The 25,560-nt window shown below is 62.7% G+C and carries 20 protein-coding genes; 17 read left to right on the forward strand and 3 right to left on the reverse strand.

The features are described from left to right. Positions 1-670: 670 nt before the first annotated feature. The 5 genes from OGM67_12265 to phoU all read left to right on the forward strand — a co-directional run bounded on the left by OGM67_12265 (position 671) and on the right by phoU (position 5,239). A complete protein-coding gene (locus OGM67_12265) occupies positions 671-1,621 on the forward strand; it encodes a substrate-binding domain-containing protein (GenBank protein UYJ34338.1) in 951 nt (316 codons plus the stop codon). 197 nt (positions 1,622-1,818) lie between these two features. Continuing rightward, complete coding sequence (pstC, locus tag OGM67_12270) at positions 1,819-2,712, forward strand: phosphate ABC transporter permease subunit PstC (GenBank protein UYJ34339.1); 894 nt, start codon at positions 1,819-1,821, stop codon at positions 2,710-2,712. 55 nt (positions 2,713-2,767) lie between these two features. Then, positions 2,768-3,613: a phosphate ABC transporter permease PstA gene (pstA, locus tag OGM67_12275; protein UYJ36232.1), complete on the forward strand. Its 846-nt coding sequence runs from the start codon at positions 2,768-2,770 to the stop codon at positions 3,611-3,613. Between the two features lie 185 nt (positions 3,614-3,798). Next, a complete protein-coding gene (gene pstB, locus OGM67_12280) occupies positions 3,799-4,551 on the forward strand; it encodes a phosphate ABC transporter ATP-binding protein PstB (protein UYJ34340.1) in 753 nt (250 codons plus the stop codon). A 13-nt stretch (positions 4,552-4,564) separates the two neighbouring features. Continuing rightward, a complete protein-coding gene (gene phoU / locus OGM67_12285) occupies positions 4,565-5,239 on the forward strand; it encodes a phosphate signaling complex protein PhoU (GenBank protein UYJ34341.1) in 675 nt (224 codons plus the stop codon). A gap of 309 nt (positions 5,240-5,548) precedes the next feature. On the opposite strand, the gene OGM67_12290 is transcribed toward phoU, so the two are convergent. Both OGM67_12290 and OGM67_12295 read right to left on the reverse strand, forming a co-directional pair. Beyond that, complete coding sequence (locus tag OGM67_12290; GenBank protein ID UYJ34342.1) at positions 5,549-7,042, reverse strand: sugar transferase; 1,494 nt, start codon at positions 7,040-7,042, stop codon at positions 5,549-5,551. Between the two features lie 233 nt (positions 7,043-7,275). Further along, a complete protein-coding gene (locus tag OGM67_12295) occupies positions 7,276-9,195 on the reverse strand; it encodes a diguanylate cyclase (protein UYJ34343.1) in 1,920 nt (639 codons plus the stop codon). A 154-nt stretch (positions 9,196-9,349) separates the two neighbouring features. Here OGM67_12295 and OGM67_12300 point away from each other — a divergent pair, with 154 nt between their 5' ends. The 7 genes from OGM67_12300 to OGM67_12330 all read left to right on the forward strand — a co-directional run bounded on the left by OGM67_12300 (position 9,350) and on the right by OGM67_12330 (position 18,032). Beyond that, entirely contained in the window at positions 9,350-10,552 is a 1,203-nt protein-coding gene (locus OGM67_12300) for a family 10 glycosylhydrolase (protein UYJ34344.1), read from the forward strand. Between the two features lie 133 nt (positions 10,553-10,685). Continuing rightward, the gene (locus OGM67_12305) at positions 10,686-13,028 is read left to right on the forward strand and encodes a DUF5979 domain-containing protein (protein UYJ34345.1); all 2,343 of its coding nucleotides are present in this window, start codon (positions 10,686-10,688) and stop codon (positions 13,026-13,028) included. Then, complete coding sequence (gene lepB, locus OGM67_12310; GenBank protein UYJ34346.1) at positions 13,029-13,547, forward strand: signal peptidase I; 519 nt, start codon at positions 13,029-13,031, stop codon at positions 13,545-13,547. Positions 13,548-13,584: 37 nt separating this feature from the next. Further along, positions 13,585-14,661 carry a hypothetical protein gene (locus OGM67_12315; GenBank protein UYJ34347.1) on the forward strand — a complete coding sequence of 359 codons (1,077 nt, stop codon included), beginning with the start codon at positions 13,585-13,587 and terminating at the stop codon, positions 14,659-14,661. Beyond that, positions 14,661-15,422: a class B sortase gene (gene srtB / locus OGM67_12320; protein ID UYJ34348.1), complete on the forward strand. Its 762-nt coding sequence runs from the start codon at positions 14,661-14,663 to the stop codon at positions 15,420-15,422. Before OGM67_12315 ends, srtB begins: the two co-directional genes overlap by 1 nt. After that, positions 15,419-16,063, forward strand: a complete 645-nt coding sequence (locus OGM67_12325; GenBank protein ID UYJ34349.1) for a hypothetical protein — start codon at positions 15,419-15,421, stop codon at positions 16,061-16,063. The genes srtB and OGM67_12325 overlap by 4 nt, the downstream gene beginning before the upstream one ends. 193 nt (positions 16,064-16,256) lie before the next feature. Continuing rightward, positions 16,257-18,032 carry an oleate hydratase gene (locus tag OGM67_12330; protein ID UYJ34350.1) on the forward strand — a complete coding sequence of 592 codons (1,776 nt, stop codon included), beginning with the start codon at positions 16,257-16,259 and terminating at the stop codon, positions 18,030-18,032. Between the two features lie 294 nt (positions 18,033-18,326). Here OGM67_12330 and OGM67_12335 read toward each other — a convergent pair whose 3' ends face one another. Then, on the reverse strand, positions 18,327-18,887 hold the full coding sequence (locus tag OGM67_12335) for a TetR/AcrR family transcriptional regulator (GenBank protein UYJ34351.1): 561 nt from the start codon (positions 18,885-18,887) through the stop codon (positions 18,327-18,329). A 252-nt stretch (positions 18,888-19,139) separates the two neighbouring features. Here OGM67_12335 and OGM67_12340 point away from each other — a divergent pair, with 252 nt between their 5' ends. The 5 genes from OGM67_12340 to argJ all read left to right on the forward strand — a co-directional run bounded on the left by OGM67_12340 (position 19,140) and on the right by argJ (position 25,538). After that, the gene (locus OGM67_12340) at positions 19,140-19,700 is read left to right on the forward strand and encodes an NUDIX domain-containing protein (protein UYJ34352.1); all 561 of its coding nucleotides are present in this window, start codon (positions 19,140-19,142) and stop codon (positions 19,698-19,700) included. Positions 19,701-20,159: 459 nt separating this feature from the next. Further along, positions 20,160-21,398: an argininosuccinate synthase gene (locus OGM67_12345; protein UYJ34353.1), complete on the forward strand. Its 1,239-nt coding sequence runs from the start codon at positions 20,160-20,162 to the stop codon at positions 21,396-21,398. A 249-nt stretch (positions 21,399-21,647) separates the two neighbouring features. Continuing rightward, positions 21,648-23,021 (forward strand): argininosuccinate lyase, encoded by a 1,374-nt coding sequence (argH, locus tag OGM67_12350; GenBank protein ID UYJ34354.1) that lies wholly within the window; start codon positions 21,648-21,650, stop codon positions 23,019-23,021. A 170-nt stretch (positions 23,022-23,191) separates the two neighbouring features. Further along, entirely contained in the window at positions 23,192-24,133 is a 942-nt protein-coding gene (gene argC / locus OGM67_12355) for an N-acetyl-gamma-glutamyl-phosphate reductase (protein UYJ34355.1), read from the forward strand. Between the two features lie 178 nt (positions 24,134-24,311). Continuing rightward, positions 24,312-25,538, forward strand: a complete 1,227-nt coding sequence (argJ, locus tag OGM67_12360; GenBank protein ID UYJ34356.1) for a bifunctional glutamate N-acetyltransferase/amino-acid acetyltransferase ArgJ — start codon at positions 24,312-24,314, stop codon at positions 25,536-25,538. The last annotated feature ends 22 nt before the right edge of the window (positions 25,539-25,560 follow it).

The raw sequence follows: 25,560 nt of genomic DNA on the forward strand, positions 1-25,560 counted from the left end.
TTTTCACTATACCGCTTTCTATTATAATGTATGCGCACAAAGCACACCACCACGGCAAAGTAAATGTTATGTAAAATTTGTGTAAAGCCGCAGGAGAGAGGCAAGTGTGCACCGGGATTTTTTTGTTCGCCGCAGTTGTAGGGGCCGGGCATGCCCGGCCCGCAACCTTGCGTCAGCTTCCGGTTTCGCTTTGTGCCCCCTTGTATGTTACATCGTAGGGAGGGGTCTTGACCCCTCCGCTACCTACCGCCAAATCCCTTTCACGGTCAATCCGTAGGGGAGGGATTCATCCCTCCCGGGCACCTTCCCGCCGCCGTAAACGGCCACGGCGGCCAGAGGGCTGGCCGCCCTACAACCCCACTTAAAATCCGTGCGCAGGGGAAAATCCTGCCCCCACTGCGGGGCGTCGGGGACGCCGCCCCCTACAATCCTTGCCGCAAACCCGCCGCCGTATCCCATCCCGCACCCCCGCTGTTTTGCATATTCTTTACAAACTTTACCGTTCTCACACAAAACCGGGTACATCTTTGCAAAAGCTTTACCGCGATTGTACCGCACCATGGTCGATACCTGCACGGAAATGCGGTACAATGGCCTTGCTTCCGGTGAAGCACTGCGAAATACACAAACTATACCACATAAATTTGGTGAAAAGGGAGAGTACACACACATGAAACGCAAATCTGCTATTGCTGCCGTTACCGCCGCCGCCCTGGCCCTGAGCCTTGCCGCCTGCGGTTCCTCTGATTCCGCCGCCGCTTCCTCGGCTGCCCCTGTTGAGAGCACCGCCTCCAGCGAGGCCGCCCCGGCGGAGGCTGCCCCCGCCGGTGACTTTGACACCGATCAGGACATCACAGTCATCTCCCGTGAGGACGGCTCCGGCACCCGCGGCGCCTTCATTGAGCTGACCGGCGTTGAGGAGAAGAACGCTGACGGCAAGAAGGTCGATAACACCACCGAGGCCGCCGCCATCCAGTCCAGCACCAACGGCGTCATGACCGCTGTTGCCAACGATGAGACCGCCATCGGCTACATCAGCCTCGGCTCTCTGAACGACACCGTCAAGGCCGTCACGGTCGGCGGTGTGGCCGCCTCCGCCGAGACCGTCAAGGACGGCAGCTATGTGCTGGCCCGTCCGTTCAACATCGTCACCAACGGCGATGCCACCGACCCTGTGGCCGTGGACTTCATCGCCTACTGCCTGAGCAAGGACGGTCAGGCGCTTGCCACCGATAAGGGCTACATCGGCGAGGACGGCGCGGACTTCACCTCCGCCCAGCCTGCCGGCAAGATCACCGTCGGCGGTTCTTCCTCCGTCTCTCCGCTGATGGAGAAGCTGATCGAAGCCTACAAGACTGTCAACCCCAACGCTGAGCTTGAGCTGCTCACCACCGACTCCACCACCGGTGTTTCCGGCGCGCTGGACGGCACCTACACCATCGGCATGGCCAGCCGTGAGCTGAAGGACTCCGAGGTCGAGGGCGGTGCCAAGGCTACCGTTCTGGCACTGGACGGCATCGCAGTCGTTGTCAACCCCGCCAACACCACCGAGGATCTGACCGTTGACCAGATCAAGGGCATCTACACCGGCGAGCTGACCACCTGGGCCGATGTGCAGTAAAAAGAAAAAGGCTTCCCCCTAGGGGGAAGCTGTCCGCGAAGCGGACTGATGAGGGGCGGGTTTCCCAAGATAACCCGTTCACGGGTTGGTAAGGCAAGGCCGCCCCTCATCCGGCGCTGCGGCGCCACCTTCCCCCCCTCAGGGGGAAGGCTTTTTGGGTATCATAACCAACCTACGAGCATAAGGAGTATAGGAAAATGACCTCCAAGCTAAAAGAAGGCGTCATGCAGGTGGTGTTTACCCTCTGCGCCTGTGTATCCATTCTGGCGGTCGCGCTGATCTGCATCTTCCTGTTTGCAAACGGTGTGCCTACCCTGTTCAAGATCGGGCCGATGCAGTTCCTGCTCGGCACCGCATGGAAGCCCGGCAACGACATCTTCGGCATCCTGCCGATGATTCTGGGCAGCATCTATGTCACGGCGGGCGCCATCCTCATCGGCGTGCCCATCGGCCTGCTGACCGCCATTTATATGTCCCGCTTTGCCAGCCCGGCCATCAACCGGGTCATGCTGCCGGCAGTGCAGCTGCTGGCGGGTATCCCGTCGGTCGTCTACGGCTTCTTCGGCATGATCGTGTTGGTGCCGGCTGTGCAGGCTATGGTCAAGACCCCCTTCTTCAAGACGGTGCTCCACGTCAAAAGCGGCAAGGGTATGAGCCTTTTCACCGCCGCCGTGCTGCTGGGCATCATGATCCTGCCCACCATCATCACGGTCAGCAAGACGAGCCTTGATGCCGTTCCCAACAGCTACTATGAGGGCAGCCTTGCCTTGGGCGCCACCCATGAGCGCAGCGTTTTCTGCGCGGTGCTGCCCGCCGCCAAGTCCGGCGTGCTGTCGGCGGTCATCCTCGGCATCGGCCGCGCCATCGGTGAGACGATGGCGGTCGTTATGGTCGCAGGCAACCAGACATGGATGCCCAAGGGCCTGTTCCAAGGCCTGCGCACGATGACCTCCAACATCGTCATCGAGATGGGCTACGCCGCCGACCTGCACCGCGAGGCGCTGATCGCCACCGGCGTCGTGCTCTTCGTCTTTATCCTGCTCATCAACCTCTGCTTCAGCCTTGTGAAAGGGGGCAGCGAACATGCCTGAGATCGCCGCAACGCAAACGGCTGCCGATATGGCCTATGCAAAACCGCACGAGTTCATGCCCAGCGGTGTGGAAAATCGCCGCGCCGCCCGCGTGCAGGCCGCCGCGCTGCGGTGGCTCGTGCGCATTGCCGCGCTGCTGACCGCCGGGGTGCTGGTGTTTCTGATCGGCTACATCCTCGTCATGGGCATTCCCAATTTGAAGCCCGCCCTTTTCGCGTGGGAGTATAACTCCGAAAACGTCTCGCTGATGCCCGCGCTCATCAACACGGTGCTGATGACAGCCTTCGCGCTGGCGATTGCCACGCCCTTGGGCATCTTCGCGGCCATCTGGCTGGTTGAGTACGCCTGCCGCGGCAGCAAGCTCGTCAAGGTCGTGCGCGTCACGACCGAGACGCTGCAGGGCATCCCCTCCATCGTCTACGGCCTGTTCGGTATGCTGTTCTTCGTCACCCAGCTGCACTGGGGCTACAGCATGATCGCGGGTGCGTTCACGCTGGCAATTATGGTATTGCCGGTCATCATGCGCACGACCGAGGAGGCGCTCATCGCCGTGCCCGACTCCTACCGCGAGGGCAGCTTCGGCCTCGGCGCGGGCAAGCTGCGCACGGTGTTCACCATCGTGCTGCCCAGCGCCATGCCGGGCATTCTGTCCGGCGTCATCCTTGCCACGGGCCGCATCGTGGGCGAGACCGCCGCGCTGATCTACACCGCCAGCTCGGTCGCAAAGATCCCCACCAGCGTATTCAGCTCGACCCGCACGCTGGCCGTACACATGTACCTGCTCTCCAACGAGGGGCTTTACATCGGCCAGACCTACGGCACCGCCGTGGTCCTGCTGGCGCTGGTGCTGGTCATCAACTGCCTGTCCGGCTTTGTGGCCGGCAAGCTGACGAAGCAGTAAAATTGCGGCTCCTACGGGGCAGCGAGAACGGAGCGGGTGCCGATGGGGACACCGCCCGGAGCGGTCAAGACCGCTCCCTACAGGGCACCCATGACCGGCAAATTGTAGGGAGGGGTCTTGACCCCTCCGCTGAACCGTGCCGCTAAAACCCGCGCAAAACGAAGATATAGCAAAGAGGTCATTTCATGAACAAATTTGAAGTCCGCGGCATGGACCTGTACTATGGCAGCTTCCATGCACTGAAAAATATCAACATTGACATCCCGGAAAAGGAGATCACTGCCTTTATCGGCCCGTCCGGCTGCGGCAAATCGACCTTTTTGAAGAGCCTGAACCGGATGAACGACCTTGTGGAGGGCTGCCGCATCTCCGGGGACATCAAACTGGACGGCGTGGACATCTACAAGGACAAGATGGATGTCAATGTCCTGCGCAAGCGGGTCGGTATGGTGTTCCAGAAGCCGAACCCCTTCCCGATGTCGATCTACGACAACATTGCCTACGGCCCGCGCACCCACGGCATCCATAATAAGGCCCAGCTGGACGAGATCGTTGAAAAATCCCTGCGCGGCGCGGCCATCTGGGACGAGGTCAAGGACCGCCTGAACAAGAGCGCCCTCGGCATGTCGGGCGGCCAGCAGCAGCGCCTTTGCATTGCGCGCGCGCTGGCTGTCGAGCCGGAGGTCCTGCTCATGGACGAGCCGACCAGCGCGCTGGACCCCATCTCGACCTCCAAGGTCGAGGAGCTGGCGACCGAGCTGAAGGAAAACTACACGATCGTCATGGTCACCCACAACATGCAGCAGGCCGCGCGTATCAGCGATAAAACGGCGTTCTTCCTGCTGGGCGAACTGGTCGAGATGGGCCCCACCGAGCGCGTCTTTGCTACGCCTGTGGATAAGCGCACCGAGGATTATATCTCGGGCCGCTTCGGTTAAGGAGGATTGCAACATGGGTACAAGTGTACGGAAGATGTACGATGCCGAGCTGCTGCAGCTGGACACGATGCTGGCCCGGATGGGCCATGCGGCGGGCGGCGCGATCGAGAGCGCAATGACCGCCCTGCGCACCGGCGATGTTGAGCTGGCGCGCAGCGTCATTGCGCGGGACAGCGAGATCGACTCCGCCGAGCATGAGATCGAGCACCGCTGCTTAACGCTGTTCCTGCGCCAGCAGCCGGTCGCGGGCGATCTGCGCAAGGTGTCCACGGCGCTCAAGATGGTCACCGACATTGAGCGCATCGCCGATCAGGCCAGCGACATTGCCGAGATCACGCTGCACCTCCACCCGGAGGGCGCGCGCACCGTCGGCGTGCTGGACGACCTTTACGCTATGGGCGATATTGCGCTGCACATGGTCAAGGACGCCATCGCGGCCTATGTGCAGGTCGATCTGTCCACCGCCGCGCAGGTCATTGCCCGCGATGATGAGTGCGATGCCATGTTCGGCCGCATCAGCAAGGAGATTGCCGCCTACATTGCGGCACACCCCGATGATGCCGAGACGGCGCTCGACCTGTTTATGATCGACAAGTATCTGGAGCGCCTCGGCGACCACGCCGTGAACATTGCCGAGTGGGTCGAGTTCTTAAAGACCGGCGTCCACAAAGCCCGCAAGATCGTCTGACGCGGGCAGCCAAAAGCCATTCTCTATTTTCCTATACCAACCAAAACGGGGCCTGCCGCAAAGCAGACCCCGTTTTGGCGTGGAGGGAAAAGGCTTCCCCCGCGGGGGAAGCTGTCACCGAAGGTGACTGATGAGGGCAAGCTCTGCCGAGGCTGCGCGCAAACGGACTGCGGCCGTGAACTTCCCCCTCATCCGTCTGCGGTCGGGGCCGCAGACACCTTCCCCCAAAGGGGGAAGGCGCAGACTGCCAAAGACTTCCCCATAAAAAAATCCCGGGCAGCTCACGGTGAGCCGCCCGGGAATGTGCTTTTACTTCGCCCCGCGTCCGGCGAAGACTACATACACGGTCTTGAACAAAATCTTGATGTCATTCCAGAGCGACCAGTTGTCGATGTAGGTCACATCCAGCTTGACGACCTCCTCAAAGTCCTCGATGTTGCTGCGGCCGCTGACCTGCCACAGGCCGGTGATGCCCGGCTTCATCGACAGGCGGCGCTTGTGGTGGCTCTCGTACTGCTTGTACTCGTCCACTGTCGGCGGGCGGGTGCCCACAAGGCTCATATCGCCGCGCAGCACATCAAAAAACTGCGGCAGCTCGTCAATGCTCGTCTTGCGGATGAACTTGCCCACCTTGGTCACGCGGGGGTCGTCCTCCATCTTGAACATCAGGCCGTTCATCTCGTTCTGGGCCATCAGCTCCTTTTTGCGCTCCTCGGCGTCCATGTACATGCTGCGCAGCTTGTGGATGTAAAAGTACCGTCCGTTGCGGCCTACGCGCTTCTGCTTGAAGAAGAGCGGCCCGGGGCTTTCGATCTTGAGGGGGATCGCCACGATCGCAATGATCGGGATGCTGAGAATGCAGCCCACCAGACCGCCCACGATGTCCATGCACCGCTTGGCGATCTGGTCGCGCAGCTTCAGCTCCACGGTGCCCATCGTCACGATGCTGCCCCCCGCGCAGCGGCCCAGCGTGCGGCTCAGCCGTGCGGCGCTTGTTTCATCGCAGCAGGCCTCCTCGATCCGGTCAAGCAGCGGCAGGCAGAAATGTACGGTCAGGCCCATGCTCTCCATCTCCTCCAGATAGGGGATGAAGCTCTCGCCGCTGTCCATCGGCACGTCCACATAGACCTCGTCCAGTGCCTCGCGCCGGATCCAGTCCATAAAATCGGTGAAGTTCGCCTCCACTGCAATACCGTCGATCTCGGTGCCGACGATCTCATGCGTGGCCTCCAACAACGCCACGCCGACAATGCGGCGGGACCAGTCCTTGCCGATCTCATTGATGAGGCGGTCGGCGCGGTCGGTGGTCGTCACGATGCCGACCAGACTCTCCATGCCCCAGCTGCGCTGGAAATGGAGCAGCAGCCGCTTGAGCGCACCGTGCGCGAGCGGCAGCAGCAAAGCGTTGATGAGCGGCACCGTCACCGCAAAATAGCGGGAGTCGAGCATCGTTGCCTTGGTCAGCAGCATCAGGGCCGAGTAGATGACGCAGAGCATCAGGTTGAATTTGAGCGAGAGCTTTATCTCGGCGCCGGGGCGGCGGGTGACGATGTTCTCGGACTGGTCAAAGCAGAAAAAGGTCGCGACAAAGGCCAGTACCAGCGCGCAGAGCGTCTGCATCCAGTCCCGTGCGGTGTAGGGCACCAGCACATTGAACAGTCCGTCAGTGATCAGCCACGACAGCAGAATACTGACCGACAGGGCCAGCAGATCCGTCAGGAACACATAGGCGTACTGCATCTTTTCGCGTTTTGTAATGACGTGCAACTCCAAATTCCTCTCATTCTTTCTGTACAAAATCATATAAGCAGGGCAGCCGGTCTGCGGCTGTCCGTTCCTGCGTATAAATCATGTACAATTTTACCACATCAAGCGCCGCTATTCAACCGAAAGCGGCACCCTGCGGCAGAAAACGGCGATTTTCGGCAAAATTTCCAATCCAAGCCCGTGCACAGGCAGCAAAATGGTAGTTTCACAACGGAATTTTTGAAAACTGGTTGCAAAGTAACAGAAAAATCGCCCGCAAGCGGACGGTATCACGCCTCGGGGGCGGCAAGCTCGGCTTTGAAGGTGTCCTGCAGGTCGGTCAGGCAGTCCAGCAGCAGGGGATTGAAGGCCCCGCAGTCGCCGTGCAGGATCATCTGCACCGCCACATCGGGTGCGTAGGCGTCCTTGTAGACGCGCTTGCTCACAAGGGCATCGTAGACATCGGCCATCGCCACCACCTGCGCCGAGATCGGGATCTGGTCACCGCTCAGCCCATCGGGGTAGCCGCGGCCGTCCCACCGCTCATGGTGCCAGCGGCAGATCTCATAGGCGGTGCGCACCAGCGGCTCGTTGCGGTAGCGGTGCAGCTGGTCCAGCATCGCCGCGCCGATCGTGGTGTGCCGCTTCATGATGTCGAACTCCTCGCGGGTCAGCCGCCCGGGCTTGTTCAGGATCGCATCGTCGATTGCGATCTTGCCGATGTCGTGCAGCGACGACGCCATGACGATCAGCTCCTGCTGTTCGGGCGTCAGGGCGTACTGGTCGGTCTTTTGGGTCAGCTGCTCCAGCAGGTGCCGGGTCAGCGTGCCGATGTGCAGCACATGGGCGCCGCTCTCGCCGTTGCGGAACTCGACCGCCTCGCTCAGGATCGAGATCAGCATCTGGGTGTTCTTCTCTTTTTCACGGATCTGGCTCGTCACCAGCGAGATGAGCCGCCGCTGCTTGGCGTAGAGCTTGATCGTGTTAAAGACGCGCCGGTAGACGACCCCCGCGTCAAAGGGGCGGCTCACATAGTCGGAGACGCCCAGTTCGTAGGCGCGGCGCACAACGGTGTCGGCGTCCTCGCTTGAGATCATGATGACCGGGATGTCCTCGATCCGGTGGTTGCGGTTCATCGTGTTCAGGACCTCAAAGCCGTCCATCACCGGCATGACGATGTCCAGCAGGATCAGCGCAATGGCGGTGTCGTACTGGTCCAGCATCGTCAGACATTCCTGCCCGTTGGAGGCCTCCAGTATATTGTAATCACTGCCGAGGATCTCGGCCAGAATCGCGCGGTTCATCTCGGAATCGTCTACGATCAGGATATTCTGGCGGGCCTGCCGGTCCCGCCCGGCGGCCGAGGGGGCGGCGGTGCCGGCGGTGTCCTCGGTCACAACGGTGTTTTTGTGGTTCTTGGCCTGATACATCAGCCGGTCCGCGCGGGAGACCGCCTGCTCGCAGCTCTCGCCCGGGCGGCTCATCACGCCGCCGATGCTGGTCGAGATCTGCAGCCGGGTGTAGCCGGGTACAACGGCGGTGTGCAGCTGCTGGCGGATGCGCTCCAGCTTGGCAACAAACGCTGCCTGTGCAATGCCGGGCAGCACGAGCAAAAACTCATCGCCGCCGTAGCGGATCAGATGGTCGCTTTTGCGGATGCAGCCGCGCACGACCTCCACGGTGGTGCGCAGGGCTGCATCGCCGGCCTGATGGCCGTAGGTGTCGTTGTACAGCTTGAAATCGTCAAGGTCCAGCACGGCCACGCCGGCCGGCTCGCTCCGGCTTTTGATGACATCCTCATAATAGCGGCGGTTATAGCAGCTGGTCAGGGCATCGTGGTAGAGCTTGATGTGGTAGCCGGACACGCTGCTCATCAGCCGGTCGCTGTTTTCGGGGTCGATGAGATTGTCGCAGTCCAGCGGCTGGATCAGCTCCAGCACGCAGGGTGCGCCGTCCACCTCGCGGTAGACCGCTGTGACCTGATACAGATCGCGGCCCATATATTCCAGCTTGGTGCGCTGGGTATGATCCTCCATCACCTGGCGGGAGATGCAGTTCTGGCAGGGGGCGTCCCTGTGCCAGAATTCATGGCAGGGGCAATGCCCATCCACCGGGACATTGCCGCACACCTGCCCCGCGTCCAGCAGCCGCACGATCGGAAAAATCGTGCGGTATTGCATTATTTCCTTTTCGACCTCGTCTCTGGTCATAGCCTCGCCGCCTTTGTGCCCTAAAAAATGTTGCATATATATCTAATATATCATTTCCTGCCAATTCCTGTCAAATTTTGCGCGGGTAAAAAAACGGTAAAACGGAATCCCTGCAGGCGGCAGCTCATATATTTGTGGGACAGGGGGTGGTACGATGCGATATATCCGGTATATCCTGCTGCTGGCGGCGGTGTTTTTTCTGGCACCGCTCGCCGTACTGCCGCGCAGGGCGGCCGGGGCGGACGAGCCTGCGGCCCCAACGCCCGCGGCCACGGCACAGCCTGCGGCTGCCGCGCCCTACCGTGCGGTCTGGGTCAGCTATCTGGAATGGCAGCAGGTCGATTTCTCCACGCAGGCAGCCTTTGCGGCGGATGTGGAGGCGATGCTGGACGACATCGCCGGGCTGGGCGCGACCGTTGTCCTTGCGCAGGTGCGCCCCTTCGGGGATGCGCTCTACCCCAGCGCGTATTTTCCGTTCAGCCATATCTGTACCGGCACGCAGGGGCAGGACCCCGGGTTTGACCCGCTTGCCGTTATGATTGCGGCGGCCCATGCGCGGGGGCTGCAGCTTGAGGCGTGGATCAACCCCTACCGCCTGCAGGCAGGGCAGGTCCCGGCGCTCTGTGCCGAAAGCCCTGCGCGCCTTCACCCCGAGTGGGTGCGCTATACCGACAGCGGCGCGGTGCTTGACCCGTCCAGCGCGGCCGTGCGGCAGTATATTGCCGATGGGGTGGAGGAGCTGTGCCGCAGCTACCCGCTGGACGGCATCCATTTTGACGATTATTTCTACCCTGTGCAGGACCCTGATTTTGACGCTGCCGACTATGCGGCAAGCGGCACGGCGCTGCGTTTGGACGACTGGCGGCGGGAGAATGTCAACGCACTGATGGAGCTGTGCCACGCGGCGGCGCAGCGGTACGGCGTGCGGTTCGGCGCGGCCCCGGCGGGCGACCCCGAGCAGAACTACACCCTGCAGTACAGTGACGCCGCCCGCTGGCTGCGGCAGGGGACAGTGGACTACCTGATGCCCCAGCTCTATTGGGGGCAGGCGTATGAGAAGGACGGCGATACCGCGCACAGTCTGCCCCGGCTGGCGGCCGCATGGGCGGCGCTGCCCCGGGCAGCGGGGGTGCAGCTGTATGCGGGGCTGGGGGCCTACCGCATCGGCGCGGGGGACGGCTCCGACAGCGGCAGCGAGTGGGTCAGCGGCCATGCGCTGGCCGACCAGCTGGCACTGCTGGCGCACAGCGGCATCACGGGCGTGGGGCTGTACCGTTACGCCAGCTTGTTTGACAACCCCGACTACCCCGCACTGGCCGAGAGCGAGGCCGCCGCCCTGCGCGCCGCGTGGAAATAAGGCGCGGCGCGTAAGGTTTTAGCGGATTCCCGCTATCGACGCCTTCTGCGCGGGCGGGCCTGTATACTCCAAGACGATCCCTGCAATGGACAAGCCGCCCGCGCAGGAATTTGTGCAAAGGAGGAATACGCCTATGAAAAAGCGTCTGTTGGCTGTGCTTTTGGCCTGCTGTATGGCGGCGGGTATGGCCAGCGCAGTCTTTGCGGAGGAGGAGCCGCCCCTGCCCGCAGCGGTGGCCGCCGAGGCCCCGCCTGACCCGGCGCCGACCGAGGCCCCCGCCCCGGAGCCAACCCCGGAGCCAACGCCGGAGCCAACACCCGAGCCAACCCCGGAGCTAACCCCGGAGCCAACACCCGAGCCAACCCCGGAGCCGCCCCCGGAGCCGACCGAACCCCCCGTGCCGACAGAGACCCCGGCACAGGAGCCGACCCCCGCGCCAAGCGAGGCACCGCCCCCCGCGCCGACCGAGACCCCAGTGCCCACGGCGGTACCGACCGAAGCCCCGGCCCCTGCACCGCAGCAGACGGCCACACCCGAGACCGCCCGCGCCCCGGTGCTGCGTGCCCTGCCGGAGATGACCGCCCAGCCGGCCGCCGTGACCGGGGTGGTGCTCATCGACAGCATTGCCGCCGATGGCTGCCTGACCGCGCAGGTCAACGGCAGTGACGAAAAGCTGCCGGGGGCCGTCTACACATGGTATCGCAGCAGGGATGGGGCTGACTGGCAGGCCGTGACCCCGCAGATCTGCTCCGGCTCAGGCCGGAACATCGAGGCGGGCAGCGAGCAGCGGCTCAACGCGGCGCTCGATTCCTGCGTGGCGGGCATCGGCGATGCGGACAGGCTTTATTATAAAGTGGAGGTCACCGGCGCAGACGGCACCGCCGCGGCCGCCCAGACCCGGGTGGCCTACTACATCCAGCTGCAGAACGGCAGCTTTGAGGCCCCCGCCGTGGCCGGCAGCAGCACGCTGTACTACCCCTTTACGGCCAAACGGTCGCACTTTATCCAGACGGCGGACGCCGACACCAACCCTGCCATTGTATGGCGAACGACCGGCGCGGCCCCCCACTGGAGCAGCCTTGTCAACGGCCATTACATAGAGCTTGTGGACGGCACAGGCCGCAGCTACACCGATCTGATCGACGGGGAGCTGCGCACTGACCCCAACGACCCGTCCGTCTGCTACCACACCCCCGGTGCCTATGACGGCAGCCAGTTTGCCGAGCTGAACTGCCAGGCCTACGGCGCACTGTATCAGGATGTGCTGACCGTGCCCGGCACCACGCTGCACTGGTCGCTGGCGCACCGGGGCCGCGCGGGCAGTGACTCAATGGCGCTGCTCATCGCGCCGGTCGCGGTGGCGCAGCAGATCACCGAGATCCTGACGCAGGCCTCGGCCGATATGACCGGCGGCAGCGTGCGCAGCGCACTGGACCGGACGGTGGACTACAACGGCCAGCCGGTCACGATCCGCAGCTTTATGGTCGGTGGGGAGATGACGGACGGCAACACCGCCTGGGTGACCCACCGGGGCGACTACACGGTGGCGGCGGGGCAGTATCTGAGCCGGTTCTTCTTTCTCGCACTGTCCTGCGCAAGCGGGGACCGGCGGGAGGGAAATCTGCTCGACAAGGTCTGGTTCAGCACCGAGCCGGAGCCACCGGTCATGGGCAGCGGCAGCCTGCAGCTGACAAAGGCCGTGGAGCAGGACGCCTACCGCACCGAGGCCGCCGCCGTTACAAACACCTTTTCGATCGAGCTGCCCGCCGGCAGCTATACGCTGACCTATGCGGACGGCACGGCCGAGACGCGCACCCTTGCTGCGCCCGGCGCGCTGCGCTTCGGGCTGCGCGGGCTGCAGAGCGTCACGATCGGCAGCCTGCCCGCCGGGCAGTATACCGTGACCGAGACCGACCACCCCGATCTGGACAGCGCCTACTGCACGACAACGGCCGCCGAGGCGCAGACGAAGGTGGAGGTGACGACCGGCGCCACGGCACAGGCCGTCATCACAAACCGGTACGCGCCGTGGCGCAGCCTGACGATCACCAAGCAGGTGACGGGCGGCTACGGCGATACCCGCCGCGCCTTTGCCTTTACGGCGGCTGTGGACGGCGTGCCGGTGACAGCCGACCGCGCGGCCGTGACCGCTGCGGGCGGTGCGGCGCTGACGGCGGCGGGCTTCACGATCCCCCACCGGGGCAGCGTGACGATCGGGCATCTCAAGCCCGGGCAGACCCTGACCGTCAGCGAGGAGGCGCTGGCGGATTACGAGACAAGCTTTGCCGACGGCACCGCCGTGACGCAGGGGGGCCAATGGACCGGCACGGTGGGGCAGAGCGACACGGCGCTGACCTGCCGCAACAACAAGGACGGCGTACCGCCCACCGGGCTGCGCCGGGACGCTGCGCCTGCGCTGGCGGCAGTGGCGGCGGCGCTGGTCTGTGCGCTGCTCCGCCGCCGAAGGGGGGTGTGAGTGCTGGAAACACAGGAGGACCGCCGCGCCGCATGGGCGGAGATACGGGAGTTTCTGGTGCGGGCGGGTGTGCTGGCGGCGCTGCTGGCGGTGCTGTTCGGGGTGGTGTTCGGGCTGGCTATCCAGCCGGACGACACGATGCACCCCCATATCAAGCCCGGCGACCTGCTTTTGTACTACCGCCTGCCGCAGCGCTATACGGCGGGGGAGACGGTCGTCTTTGAGAAGGACGGCACCCGCTATACCGGCAGGGTGGCCGCCCGCGGCGGCGATACGGTGGAGGTCACCGACACGGCGCTGCTGCTCATCAACGGCAGCGTGGTGGCGGAGCCGGACATCTACGAGCAGACGCCCCGCTATGACAACGGCGTACCATACCCCCTGACGCTGGCGGACGGCGAATATTTTATCCTTTGCGATGCCCGCGCAGGTGCGCGCGACAGCCGGTGGTTCGGCCCGGTCCGCACCGGCGAGATACGCGGCCGCGTCATCGCCCTGCTGCGCCGCAGCGGGATATGACCCGACCCCCACACATATTGGAGAGGAGACCTTACTTATGAACGCAAAGAAGCTTTCTGCAGTTCTCACAGCGGCCCTGCTGGCGGGGGCGCTGTCCACCACGGCGCTTGCCGCCGACCGGCTGCCCACCGGCGATGCCAGCGTCACCTTTAAAAAGGCCATTGATATGACCGATGCCGCCGGTGCGGGCGGCGTGCTGGGCACGATGACCTTCGATGGGACCGGCGCGCAGGAAGGCGACCTGCCCGGCCAGCCGGAGGAGGGCGCAGCGCTCGGCAGCACCGACCAGCTGGCCAGCCCCACCGTCACGGCGGTCTTTGCCCGGGGGACTGACGGCAGCCTTGCCGCCGAGAGCGATGTCACCGTGCAGTTCGATATGACAAAGTTTACCGAGCCCGGCGTCTACTACTACCGCCTGACCGAGCGTGACCCCGGCATTGCGGGGCTGACCGCCGCCCCCGCCTACCTGCTGAAGGCCCGTGTCGTCAATGCGGACGCCGCCGACCCCAACGGGACGAGCTTTAAGATCGACTATGCCGCGCTGGCACCGCTGGCGGGCGGGGACAAGGTGGATTTTATCGCAAACACCTACACGACCTACGCGCTCTCGCTGACCAAAAGGCTGGCCGGTGATTTTGCCGACTACGGCGACAGCTTTGACTTTACCCTCACGCTGCAGGACCCCGATGCCGAAAAGCACATGGCGTCCGTGACGGTCCGCACCGGCGAGGCCGGGGGCGCGCTGACCGGGGAGGGCACGGTGCTGAGCTTTGATGCGAACGGCAAGGCAACCATCACCGAGACGATCCGCGCGAATCAGAAAATCGAGGTCACCGGCCTGCCGGAGGGCGCCCTCTACACGATCGCGGAGGGCGGCGATGATGCCGCCAAGTACACGACCGACTGGGCCACACCCACCGGCACGGTGGAGGATACCCGCACGCTGGCGCAGCGCGCCATGACGGCTGCGGATGCCGACATCACCGTGACGAACACCCGCGAGGCAGCGGCCCCCACCGGCCTGCTGCTGGATGCTGCGCCCTACGGTGCCATGCTGGCGCTGGCCGCCGGCAGCGGCGCGGTGTTCTTCCGCAAGCGCCGCCGCGGCCGCTGATGCTGCGGGCGGCGGCCCGGCTGGCCCGCGCGGGCAGCGCGGCCGTCAGCGCGGCGGCGGGGCTGCTTATGCTGGTGCTGCTCACCTTCGGCGGGTTTGCCCTCTGGCAGGACGCTGCCGTCAGCCGCGGGGCCTTTGCGGGGGCGGAGCTGCTGCACTACAAGCCCGCCGTGCTGGCGGCGGACAACCCCACCCTGGCCGAGCTGCAGGCCCGCAACCCCGATGTCTGCGGCTGGCTGACCATTGACGGCACGAATATCGACTACCCCTTTGTGCAGGGGGCCACGAATATGGATTACATCAACCGCGATGTCACGGGGGCGTTTTCGCTGTCCGGCTCGGTCTTTCTCGACAGCCGCTGCGCCGCCGGGCTGACCGACCCCTACACGCTTATGTACGGCCACCATATGGAGAACGGCGCAATGTTCGGCGATGTGGCCGCCTTTGCGCAGGCGGATTTCTTTGCCGCCCACACGACCGGCAGCGTAAGCCTGCCCGATGCGGCCTACACCGTGGAGCTGTTCGCCTGCCTGTGTACCGATGCCTACGACAGCGCCGTCTATGACCCCGCGCGGTACCAGACCGGCGTGCAGCCGCTGCTGGACTATCTGGCGGCCAACGCCGTGCAGCAGCGCCCCAGCAGCGCCGATGCACAGGCGGGCATCCTTGCGCTGTCCACCTGCGCCGGGGCCGAGACAAACGGCCGGGTGGTGGTGTTCGGGTGGCTGCACCCTGTTGAAAAAGGAGATGAAATGCAATGAGGTATGCCACAACGGCCCTGCGGTGCTGGCTGACGGCAGCGGCCCTGCTGCTGGCGCTGTGCTGCCCGCTGCCGGTTTTTGCGGCGCGCGCGGGGGCGGTGCTGCCCGTGACGGTGTACACCGAGGGCACGGCCGCTGATGCCGCCTGCGTGGTGAGCATCACGCCGCTGGACGCTGCGCCCGCCCCGGCGCAGGCATCGCTGACGATACAGAGCAGCGGCACGGCGTATTTTACCGGCTTTGCCTTTGATGCGCCGGGGGACTACCGCTACACCGTCACGCAGGCGGGCAGCGGCCGGCCGCATACGGTGTACGACACCCACAGCTACACCGTGACCGTCCGCGTGACGGGCCGTCCCGACGGAGGCCTGAATACGGAATTGTGGGCGGTGCGCAGCGGCGAAACCGCCAAGGCGGATAGCGTGAAGTTTACCAACCGCTATGACCCGCCCGCGGAAGAGGCGAAAACCACCGTGGCGCGGCCCGCCAAGAACACCGCCGCCCCGGCGGCACGCACGGCTAAGGGCAGCGCCGCACCCGCCCTGCCCCAGACCGGCGATGCCTTCCCCGTGGAGGCGCTGGCCGCCGCGCTCTGCGCCGGGCTTGTTGGCTTTGCCACAGCCTGGTCAAAGCACCGGTAAGCCTGCCCCGGCGGTCACAGATTGGTCATAATCTTTACAATTCGTCCCGTTTGATAAAATTCTTATCAAACGGGATTTTTTGCTGATTGTAACCGGGGCGCGGCGTGGGTATACTAAAGCCATACCAAACAACAAACGGTACAACGGCCCGGCGGAAACCGGCCCGCGCCGTATGACTACAGGAGGTAGCGTTATGTATTATTCCAGCGGTAACTATGAAGCCTTTGCAACGCCCAAAAAGCCGGACGGTGTGGACGGCAAGTCCGCGTATCTGGTCGGCTCCGGTCTGGCAGCGCTGTCTGCGGCCTGCTATCTGGTCCGCGATGCCCAGATGAAGGGCGAGCATGTCCATATTCTCGAGAAGGACCCCATCCCCGGCGGTGCCTGCGATGGCTACAAATATCAGGACATCGGCTATGTCATGCGCGGCGGCCGTGAGATGGACAACCACTTTGAGTGCATGTGGGATCTGTTCCGCTCCATCCCCTCCATCGAGGACGAGAACCACACCGTTCTGGATGAGTACTACTGGCTGAACAAGGCCGACCCCAACTACAGCCTCTGCCGCGCCACCCGCAACCGCGGCGAGGATGCCCACACCGATGGCAAGTTCGGTCTGTCCGACAAGGCCGCCATGGAGATCATGAACCTGTTCATGTCCCCCGATGAGAAGCTGTACGACAAGAAGATCACCGACTTCTTTGACGATGAGGTGCTGAACTCCAACTTCTGGATGTACTGGCGCACGATGTTCGCCTTTGAGAACTGGCACAGCGCGCTGGAGATGAAGCGCTATCTGCAGCGTTACATCCACCACATCGGCGGTCTGCCCGACTTTACGGCGCTGCGCTTTACCCGCTACAACCAGTATGAGTCGATGATCCTGCCGATGGTCAAGTACCTCGAGGGCTTCGGCGTCCAGTTCCACTACGACACCAAGGTCACGAACATCGCCTTCGACTGTGCCGGCGGCAAAAAGCAGGCCACCCGCATTGACATCCTCCACAACGGGCAGGAAGAGTCCATCGACCTGACCGAGAACGACCTCGTCTTTATCACGAACGGCGGCTGTGTCGAGAACTCGACCCTCGGCAGCCAAGATATCCCCGCTGAGTTCAAGCCTGAGCTGAAGGAGGGCGGCGGCTGGGACCTGTGGCGCAAGATCGCCGCGCAGGACCCGAGCTTCGGCCATCCCGACAAGTTCTGCTATGACCCTGAGCTGTCCAACTGGATGAGTGCCACCATCACAACGCTGGATCAGCGCATCGTGCCCTATATCAAGAAGATCTGCAAGCGCGACCCGTTCAGCGGCAAGGTCGTCACCGGCGGCATCGTCACAGTCACCGATTCCAACTGGCTGCTCAGCTGGACGCTGAACCGCCAGCAGCAGTTCCGCGACCAGCCCAAGGATCAGCTCTGCGTCTGGGTCTACGGCCTGTTCACCGATAAGCCCGGCGACTATATCAAGAAGCCGATGCGCGACTGCACCGGCAAGGAGATCTGCATGGAGTGGCTGTACCACATCGGTGTGCCCGAGGATCAGATCGAGGATATGGCGACCAACAGCGCCAACACCGTGCCCTGCATGATGCCGTATATTGACGCGTTCTTTATGCCGCGCGCCGCCGGCGACCGCCCCGACATCGTACCCGAGGGCGCTGTGAACTTTGCGTTTCTCGGCCAGTTTGCCGAGACCGCCCGCGACACGATCTTCACGACCGAGTACTCCATCCGCACCGGCATGGAGGCTGTCTACACCCTGCTCAATGTGGACCGCGGCGTGCCCGAGGTCTGGGGCAGCGTCTATGACATCCGCTGCCTGCTGGACGCCACCGTCAAGCTGCGCGACGGCCGCAAGATCACCGACATGGAGATGCCGCTGGTCGGCAAGCTCGCCATGAAGGAGGCCCTCAAGAAGATCGAGGGCACCGAGGTCGAGAAGCTGCTGAAGGAATACAACGTGATTTAAGCAACAGAACACAATGCGGGGGCTGTCCGATTGGGACAGCCCCCGCGCTGTGTCAAGCCCCCCCGCAGAGGGAATAGGGAACCGGCATTTCCCGGGGAAACGGCACTGCGGCGTAATTTACAAAATGTTCATACGAAAAACATAGTTTTTTAGCAGTTGCCCTGTACTATATAAGCACAGGGTCACGGAGCCGCAACCGTGATTCTGGAACATGATTCCTCCTCACACAAACCGATACCCCAAGCCCCCATCCGGAGCCGCAACCGGATGGGGGCGATTTTTGTCTGCGTATATTTATTTGTCGATGCGGCAGGCGTTCAGGGATTTGGTGATATCCCCGTGGATCAGGGTCGAAACGCGCTCCACAAGGGCGGCGGGGTCCTCCTTCATGCCGGTGCGCACCCATTCCAGCGTCAGGCCGACAAAGGCGTACTTGTAAAAATCGGCGATGAACTCCTTGTCCTCCTCGCGCACCGTCATGCCGGCAGCCTTCTCCTCCACCACGCCGATCATCAAATCGTAGGTCACGCGGTAGAGGTAGCTCTCGATATGCTCGCGGCTGATCGAGTGGTAGACATTCGTAAAAAACACCTTGTCCCGCTGCACGGCCTGCAAAATCTGCAAAAAGCCCTGCTGCCAGGTGTCATAGGTCTTTTGCCCGGCCAGCGCGCGGGTGGCATTCTCGATGCAGGCCCACTCGACAAGGTCGTAGATGTCCTTGAAATGGTAGTAGAAGGTCATGCGGTTCACGCCGCAGTGCTCGGTCAGGTCGGTCACGGTGATTTTGTCCAGCGGCTTTTCAGCCAGCAGCTCTTTCAGTGATGCGACCAGCGCGCGTTTTGTCATCTGGGACATGGGGTTCTCCTTTTTATAGATACGGCGGGGCTTCGGGGATGCCGCCCCCTGCAACCGTAGGGGCGGATTCCATATCCGCCCGTGGCCGTTTGCGGCAATATCATTATTATAAAAGAAGATTATGAATTTTTAAACCCCTGCACCCGCTCCCATAGCGTCACGACCCGCTTGCGGGCCATGCAAGAAAAAATTGCGGAAAGGGCGAAACTGTGGTATAAAAGGGATAATAAATCTGTTAAGGAAGTGTTCCCCATGCCTGAAATGCTGGATATTGTCGATGAAAACGGCATCCCCACCGGCCGCAGCGTGCCGCGCACCGTGGCCCATGCCGAGGGGCTGCGCCACCGCACCAGCCATGTCTGGATCGTGCGGAAAAAGAACGGCGCAGTGCAGGTGCTTTTGCAGATGCGCTGCGCCGCCAAGGATTCCTACCCCGGCTGCTATGATATTTCCTCGGCCGGGCATATCCCGGCGGGGGATGAGTTTGTGGAATCCGCCCTGCGGGAGCTGAAGGAGGAACTGGGCGTGACCGCCGCGCCGCAGGACCTGCATGTCTGCGGGCTGCGCCGTTTCCGCTTTGAGAGCGTCTTTCACGGCAGACCGTTTAAGGACAATCAGGTCAGCAGGGTGTTCTGCCTCTGGCTGGACAAAGAGGCCGAGGACTTCACCGTGCAGCGGTCGGAGATCGACTATGTGAAGTGGTTTGATCTGGACGAGGCCATCCGTGCCGTGGACGAGGGGACGATACCAAACTGCATCTTCCCGGAGGAGCTGGGGATGGTGAGAGAGTTCGTGGCGGGGGCGAAGGGGTAAAGCCCCTCCGGTCATCGCTTCGCTCGACCACCTCCCCACTTGCGTGAGGAGGCTTTCACGCGGGCGAAGCCCGCGCAAAAAAGGCTCCCCCTCCGGGGGAGCTGGCCGAGCCTGCGAGGCCTGAGGGGCTTTGCCGCTTTCCCGCCAGTACCACATGTGTTGCGAAAACTGCAATTTTGTGTTGCTCATTGCGGAAAACCGTGCTATAATACCCGTATCGGCGCTGTGTATACATACATGCCTGTATATTTTTGCAAGCATCCGCTGCATAAACGCATAACTATTCAGCAACCTGCCTAAAACAAACCGGAATATAGAAAATCCTTTGGCAGGTTTGCCCTCTTGCAAAATGTATAAAAGAGTGTATAATATACAGCAATGAATGAATAAATATTCAAGACACACAGCAAGCAGCAACACCCTGCGGGTCTTGACAATTACAGAGAGGGGAATTTTATCATGAAAAAGGATAAGAAGGATATTAAAAAGGTTGTTCTGGCGTACTCCGGCGGTCTGGATACCTCCATCATCATTCCATGGCTGAAGGAAAACTACAACAACTGCGAGGTCGTTGCGGTTTCCGGCGATGTGGGGCAGGGCACCGAGCTGGACGGTCTGGAGGAGAAGGCTCTCAAGACCGGCGCCTCCAAGCTGTATGTGCTGGACCTGAAGAAAGACTATGTGGAAAACTACATCTGGCCCTGCCTGAAGGCCGACGCCAAGTACGAGGATTACCTGCTGGGCACCTCCCATGCGCGCCCCTGCATCGCCGCCGCACTGGCCGACATCGCCAAGAAGGAGAACGCCGACGCCATCTGCCACGGCTGCACCGGCAAGGGCAACGATCAGGTCCGTTTTGAGCTGACCCTCAAGGCCCTCGCCCCCGATATGGCCATCATCGCCCCGTGGCGTGAGTGGGACATCAAGAGCCGTGACGAGGAGATCGACTACGCCGAGGCCCACAACATCCCGCTGAAGATCAACCGCGAGACGAACTACTCCAAGGATAAGAACCTCTGGCACCTCAGCCACGAGGGTCTCGACCTTGAGAAGCCCTCTCTCGAGCCGCAGTACAATAAGCCCGGCTTCCTTGAGCTGGGCGTCTCCCCCGAGCAGGCCCCCGACAAGCCGACCTATGTCAAGATCCACTTTGAGAAGGGCATCCCCACCGCTGTTGACGGCAAGGAGATGGAAAGCGTTGCGCTGGTCGAGTACCTGAACAAGCTGGGCGGCGCCAATGGCATCGGCCTGCTGGACATCGTCGAGAACCGTCTGGTCGGCATGAAGAGCCGCGGCGTCTATGAGACCCCCGGCGGTGCCATCCTGTACAAGGCGCACGATGTTCTGGAAACCATCACGCTCGACAAGGAGTCGATGCACTTCAAGGCACAGCTGGCCCAGAAGATGGGCGAGCTGGTCTACAACGGCCAGTGGTTCACCCCGCTGCGTGAGGCCATCAGCGCCTTTACCGATGACCTGCAGAAGACCGTCACCGGCGATGTGACCCTGAAGCTGTACAAGGGCAACATGATCAACGCCGGCGTCACCAGCCCGTACACCCTGTACGATGAGCAGACGGCCTCCTTCGGTGAGGATGATGATTACAATCAGGCAGACGCCAACGGCTTTATCAACCTGTTCGGCCTGCCCATTGCCGAGCGCGCCAAGCTGGCCAAGAACTGGCCCGCACAGGACTGATTTATAAGCGAACGAACGCCGAATAAGCAACCGCCAAGGGGCGCGGCAACCCTTTGGCGGTTTTGGCGTTCTACAAAAAAGCAAAAGCCTTCCCCTGAGGGGGAAGGTGGCCCGCAGGGCCGGATGAGGGCAGACCTTGCTGCAATTGCCTGTTTTACGGGTTGCTGCCGGGAACTTTGCCCTCATCAGCCGCCTGCGGGCGGCAGCTTCCCCCAAGGGGGAAGCCTTTAGAAAACGGAGGTACATCTTATGCCCCAACTTTGGCAGGGCCGGGCCAGCAAGGCCGTTGACAGCCGCGTAAACGATTTTAACTCCTCCATCCGCTTTGACGCGCGGATGATCGAGCAGGATATTCAGGGCAGCCTCGTCCACTCGGCCATGCTGGGCAGACAGGGCATCATCTCCCAACAGGATGTGGACGATATTCACAAAGGTCTGCACTCTATTTTGGACGATCTGCACAGCGGCGCGCTGGAGATCGACCCCAACGCCGAGGATGTACACACCTTTGTGGAGCAGACGCTGACCGCCCGCGTTGGCGATGCCGGCAAGCGGCTGCACACAGGGCGCAGCCGCAACGATCAGGTCGCGCTCGACATCCGGCTCAACCTGCGCGCCGCAAGCGAGCATATTGAGGGTCAGATAAAAGAACTGATTACCGTGCTGTGCGATCAGGCCGAGAAGGGCGCGGGCTATGTCATGCCCGGCTACACCCATCTGCAGCGCGCCCAGCCGGTCACCTTCGGCCATCAGCTGATGGCCTACGCATGGATGCTGCTGCGCGATCTGGGCCGTATGCAGGATGCCACCCGCCGCATGGACGCCGAGTGCCCGCTGGGCTCGGGCGCGCTGGCCGGCACGACCTACCCGCTTGACCGCTTCTATACGGCGGAGCAGCTGGGCTTTGCCGCACCGTGCGGCAACTCGATTGACGGCGTGTCCGACCGCGATTTCTGCATTGAACTGTGCAGCGCCATGGCCACCTGCATGATGCACCTTTCCCGCCTGAGCGAGGAGATCATCCTGTGGTGCAGCTGGGAGTTCAAGTTCATTGAGCTGGACGATGCGTTTACGACCGGCTCGTCCATCATGCCGCAGAAGAAAAACCCCGATGTGACCGAGCTGATCCGCGGCAAGACGGGGCGCGTCTACGGCGATCTGAACACGCTGCTCGTCATGATGAAGGGCATTCCGCTCGCCTACGACAAGGACATGCAGGAGGATAAGGAGGCCATTTTTGACGCGGTGGACACGCTGGAGCTTTGCCTGCGCACCGTCACGCCGATGCTGGCGACGATGACCCCGCTGCCCGCCAACATGCGCCGCGCCGCCGCCAAGGGCTTTATCAACGCGACCGACTGCGCCGACTACCTGACGAAGAAGGGGATGCCCTTCCGCGATGCGTACAAATGCACCGGCACGATGGTGGCGGCCTGCATCCGTGAGGGCAAGACGCTGGAGGAGCTGACGCTGGACGAGTTTAAGCAGTACAGCGATTTGTTTGAAGATGACGTCTACACTGCCATTGATTTGACGACCTGCTGCGAGGGCCGCACCAGCTACGGCGGCCCGACGAAGGCGAGCGTGCTGAAGCAGGTTGCGGATGTGAAGGGGAAGCTGTAAAAGCCTTCCCCCACGGGGGAAGGTGGCCGAGCCTGCGAGGCCGGATGAGGGCAGACCTTGCTGCAATTGCCTGTTTTACGGGTTGCTGCCGGAGGCTTTGCCCTCATCAGCCGCCTGCGGGCGGCAGCTTCCCCCCAAGGGGAAGCCTTTATAAGGTAAGGGGTGCAAGTATGGGAAAGTACAAAATTTTCGTGGATGGAAGTTCCGGCACTACCGGGCTGCGGATCGCGGACCGGCTGGCGGAGCGGGATGAATTTGAAATTCTGAAAATTTCCGAGGCAGACCGCAAGGATGTCCGCGCCCGGGCGGCGGTCATCAATGAGAGCGATCTCTCCTTCCTCTGCCTGCCTGATGACGCCGCGCGCGAGGTCATGCCGCTGGTGCGCGAGGATGTGCGGATTCTCGACACCAGCACGGCGCACCGCACAGCGCCCGGCTGGGTCTACGGCCTGCCGGAACTGCACGGCACCCGCGCGGCGCTGCCTGCCGCCGCCCGCGTCGCCGTGCCGGGCTGCCATGCCACCGGCTTTATCGCACCCGTTGCGCCGCTGGTGGAGCGGGGGCTTATCCCCACGGCTGCGCACCTCTCGGTCACAAGCCTGACCGGCTACAGCGGCGGCGGCAAAAAGATGATTGCCGAGTACGAGGGCGAGCGCGTCAACACGGCGCTGAACGCCCCGCGCCCCTACGGGCTGGCGCTGCACCACAAGCACCTGCCGGAGATGACCGCTGTCACAGGGCTGGACACCGCGCCCAACTTTGTGCCGATCGTGGCCGACTACTACGCCGGTATGGAGACGATGATCCCGCTGGATCTGGCGGCGCTCGGCATCACAGCGCAGGCGGTGGCCGATACGCTGGCCGACTACTACGCAGGGCAGGCGATGATACGGGTGCATCCGCTCGGCGAAGGAACGGACGGCGGTTTTCTGGCTGCCAACAAGCTTGCAGGCAAGGACACGCTGGAGATCTTCTGCCTGCCCAACCCGGACGGCACCCAGCTGCAGCTGATCAGCCTGTTTGATAACCTGGGAAAAGGCAGCTCCGGCGCCGCCGTACAGTGCATGAACCTGATGCTGGGGCTGGAGGAGACGAAAGGGCTGGCGCGATAAAGGCTTCCCCCCAAGGGGGAAGCTGTCACCGAAGGTGACTGATGAGGGGCGGCCTTGCCGGAACAACCCGTTTACGGGCGGCAATGGCGGACTTTGCCCTCATCCGGCCTGCGGCCACCTTCCCCCGAGGGGGAAGGCTTTTGAAGTTCGATATAAAATAGCAAGAGGGGTACATACAATGAGCAACTTCAAATCTATTCCCGGCGGTATCTGTGCGCCGCAGGGGTTTTATGCAGCGGGTGTGCATTGCGGCATCCGCCACAACCACGCTAAAAAGGATCTGGCACTCATCAAGGCATCGGTGCGCTGCGCGGGCGCGGGCTGCTATACCACCAACAAGGTCTACGGCGCACCCATCACGGTTGACCGTGAGCATCTTGCGGACGGCTACGCGCAGGCCATCGTTGTGAACAGCGGCAACGCCAACACCTGCGCGCCGAACGGCCTGCAGCTTGCGCGGGATACCTGCGGCCTTGTGGCCGAGGCACTCGGCATCCGCGCCGAGGATGTGCTGCCCTCCTCCACCGGCGTTATCGGGCAGGAGATGAGCATCGAGCCGTTTGCCCGGGGCATCCCCGAGGCTGCCGCCAAGCTGGCCGCCGATGAGGCAGGCAGCCATGACGCCGCCACCGCCATTATGACCACTGACACCCACCCCAAGGAGCTTGCGCTGGAGTTCACGGTGGACGGCAAGCCGGTGCGCATCGGCGCCATCGCCAAGGGTTCCGGCATGATCCACCCGAACATGGCCACGATGCTCCTCTTTATGACGACCGATGCCAAGGTTGAGCCGGCCACCCTGCAGAAGGCGCTCTCCACCGTGGTGCCCGCGACCTTCAACCAGATCTCGGTGGACGGCGATACCTCCACCAACGACACGGTGCTGCTGCTGGCGTCCGGCCTGTCGGGTGCAGAAATCGTTGACGGTACGCCCGATTATGATGCTTTCGTTGCCGCGCTGACCGAGGCCGCCGAGCAGCTCAGCCGTGAACTGGCCGGGGACGGCGAGGGTGCGACCAAGCTGCTGGAATGCACCGTCACCGGCGCGCCCGACCTGCTGACCGCCCGCGCGGTGTCCAAGAGCGTCATCCACTCGACCCTGTTCAAGGCAGCCATGTTCGGTGCGGACGCCAACTGGGGCCGCGTGCTCTGCGCCATCGGCTACACGCCGGGGGACTTTGACATCAGCCGGACCTCGGTGCGGCTCAAGAGCAAGACGGGCGAGGTGTTCGTCTGCGAGAACGCCGCCTACCACCCCTACAGCGAGGACGAGGCCGCCAAGGTGCTGCAGGAGGATGAGATCGACATCCTTGTAGACCTTGGCAGCGGCAGCGCCACCGCCAAGGCCTGGGGCTGCGATTTGACCTACGACTATGTGAAGATCAACGGGGATTATCGAACCTAACGCAAAAGGCTTCCCCCAAGGG

The sequence above is a fragment of the Oscillospiraceae bacterium genome (genome assembly GCA_025757985.1).
Lineage (GTDB): Bacteria > Bacillota > Clostridia > Oscillospirales > Ruminococcaceae > Gemmiger.

Bases quoted from the DNA above. Each gene is read 5' to 3' on its own strand.
- OGM67_12265 (UYJ34338.1), top strand. From the start codon at position 671: ATGAAACGCAAATCTGCTATTGCTGCCGTTACCGCCGCCGCCCTGGCC.
- pstC (UYJ34339.1), top strand. From the start codon at position 1,819: ATGACCTCCAAGCTAAAAGAAGGCGTCATGCAGGTGGTGTTTACCCTC.
- pstA (UYJ36232.1), top strand. From the start codon at position 2,768: ATGCCCAGCGGTGTGGAAAATCGCCGCGCCGCCCGCGTGCAGGCCGCC.
- pstB (UYJ34340.1), top strand. From the start codon at position 3,799: ATGAACAAATTTGAAGTCCGCGGCATGGACCTGTACTATGGCAGCTTC.
- phoU (UYJ34341.1), top strand. From the start codon at position 4,565: ATGGGTACAAGTGTACGGAAGATGTACGATGCCGAGCTGCTGCAGCTG.
- OGM67_12290 (UYJ34342.1), bottom strand. From the start codon at position 7,042: ATGATTTTGTACAGAAAGAATGAGAGGAATTTGGAGTTGCACGTCATT.
- OGM67_12295 (UYJ34343.1), bottom strand. From the start codon at position 9,195: ATGACCAGAGACGAGGTCGAAAAGGAAATAATGCAATACCGCACGATT.
- OGM67_12300 (UYJ34344.1), top strand. From the start codon at position 9,350: ATGCGATATATCCGGTATATCCTGCTGCTGGCGGCGGTGTTTTTTCTG.
- OGM67_12305 (UYJ34345.1), top strand. From the start codon at position 10,686: ATGAAAAAGCGTCTGTTGGCTGTGCTTTTGGCCTGCTGTATGGCGGCG.
- OGM67_12315 (UYJ34347.1), top strand. From the start codon at position 13,585: ATGAACGCAAAGAAGCTTTCTGCAGTTCTCACAGCGGCCCTGCTGGCG.
- srtB (UYJ34348.1), top strand. From the start codon at position 14,661: ATGCTGCGGGCGGCGGCCCGGCTGGCCCGCGCGGGCAGCGCGGCCGTC.
- OGM67_12325 (UYJ34349.1), top strand. From the start codon at position 15,419: ATGAGGTATGCCACAACGGCCCTGCGGTGCTGGCTGACGGCAGCGGCC.
- OGM67_12330 (UYJ34350.1), top strand. From the start codon at position 16,257: ATGTATTATTCCAGCGGTAACTATGAAGCCTTTGCAACGCCCAAAAAG.
- OGM67_12335 (UYJ34351.1), bottom strand. From the start codon at position 18,887: ATGTCCCAGATGACAAAACGCGCGCTGGTCGCATCACTGAAAGAGCTG.
- OGM67_12340 (UYJ34352.1), top strand. From the start codon at position 19,140: ATGCCTGAAATGCTGGATATTGTCGATGAAAACGGCATCCCCACCGGC.
- OGM67_12345 (UYJ34353.1), top strand. From the start codon at position 20,160: ATGAAAAAGGATAAGAAGGATATTAAAAAGGTTGTTCTGGCGTACTCC.
- argH (UYJ34354.1), top strand. From the start codon at position 21,648: ATGCCCCAACTTTGGCAGGGCCGGGCCAGCAAGGCCGTTGACAGCCGC.
- argC (UYJ34355.1), top strand. From the start codon at position 23,192: ATGGGAAAGTACAAAATTTTCGTGGATGGAAGTTCCGGCACTACCGGG.
- argJ (UYJ34356.1), top strand. From the start codon at position 24,312: ATGAGCAACTTCAAATCTATTCCCGGCGGTATCTGTGCGCCGCAGGGG.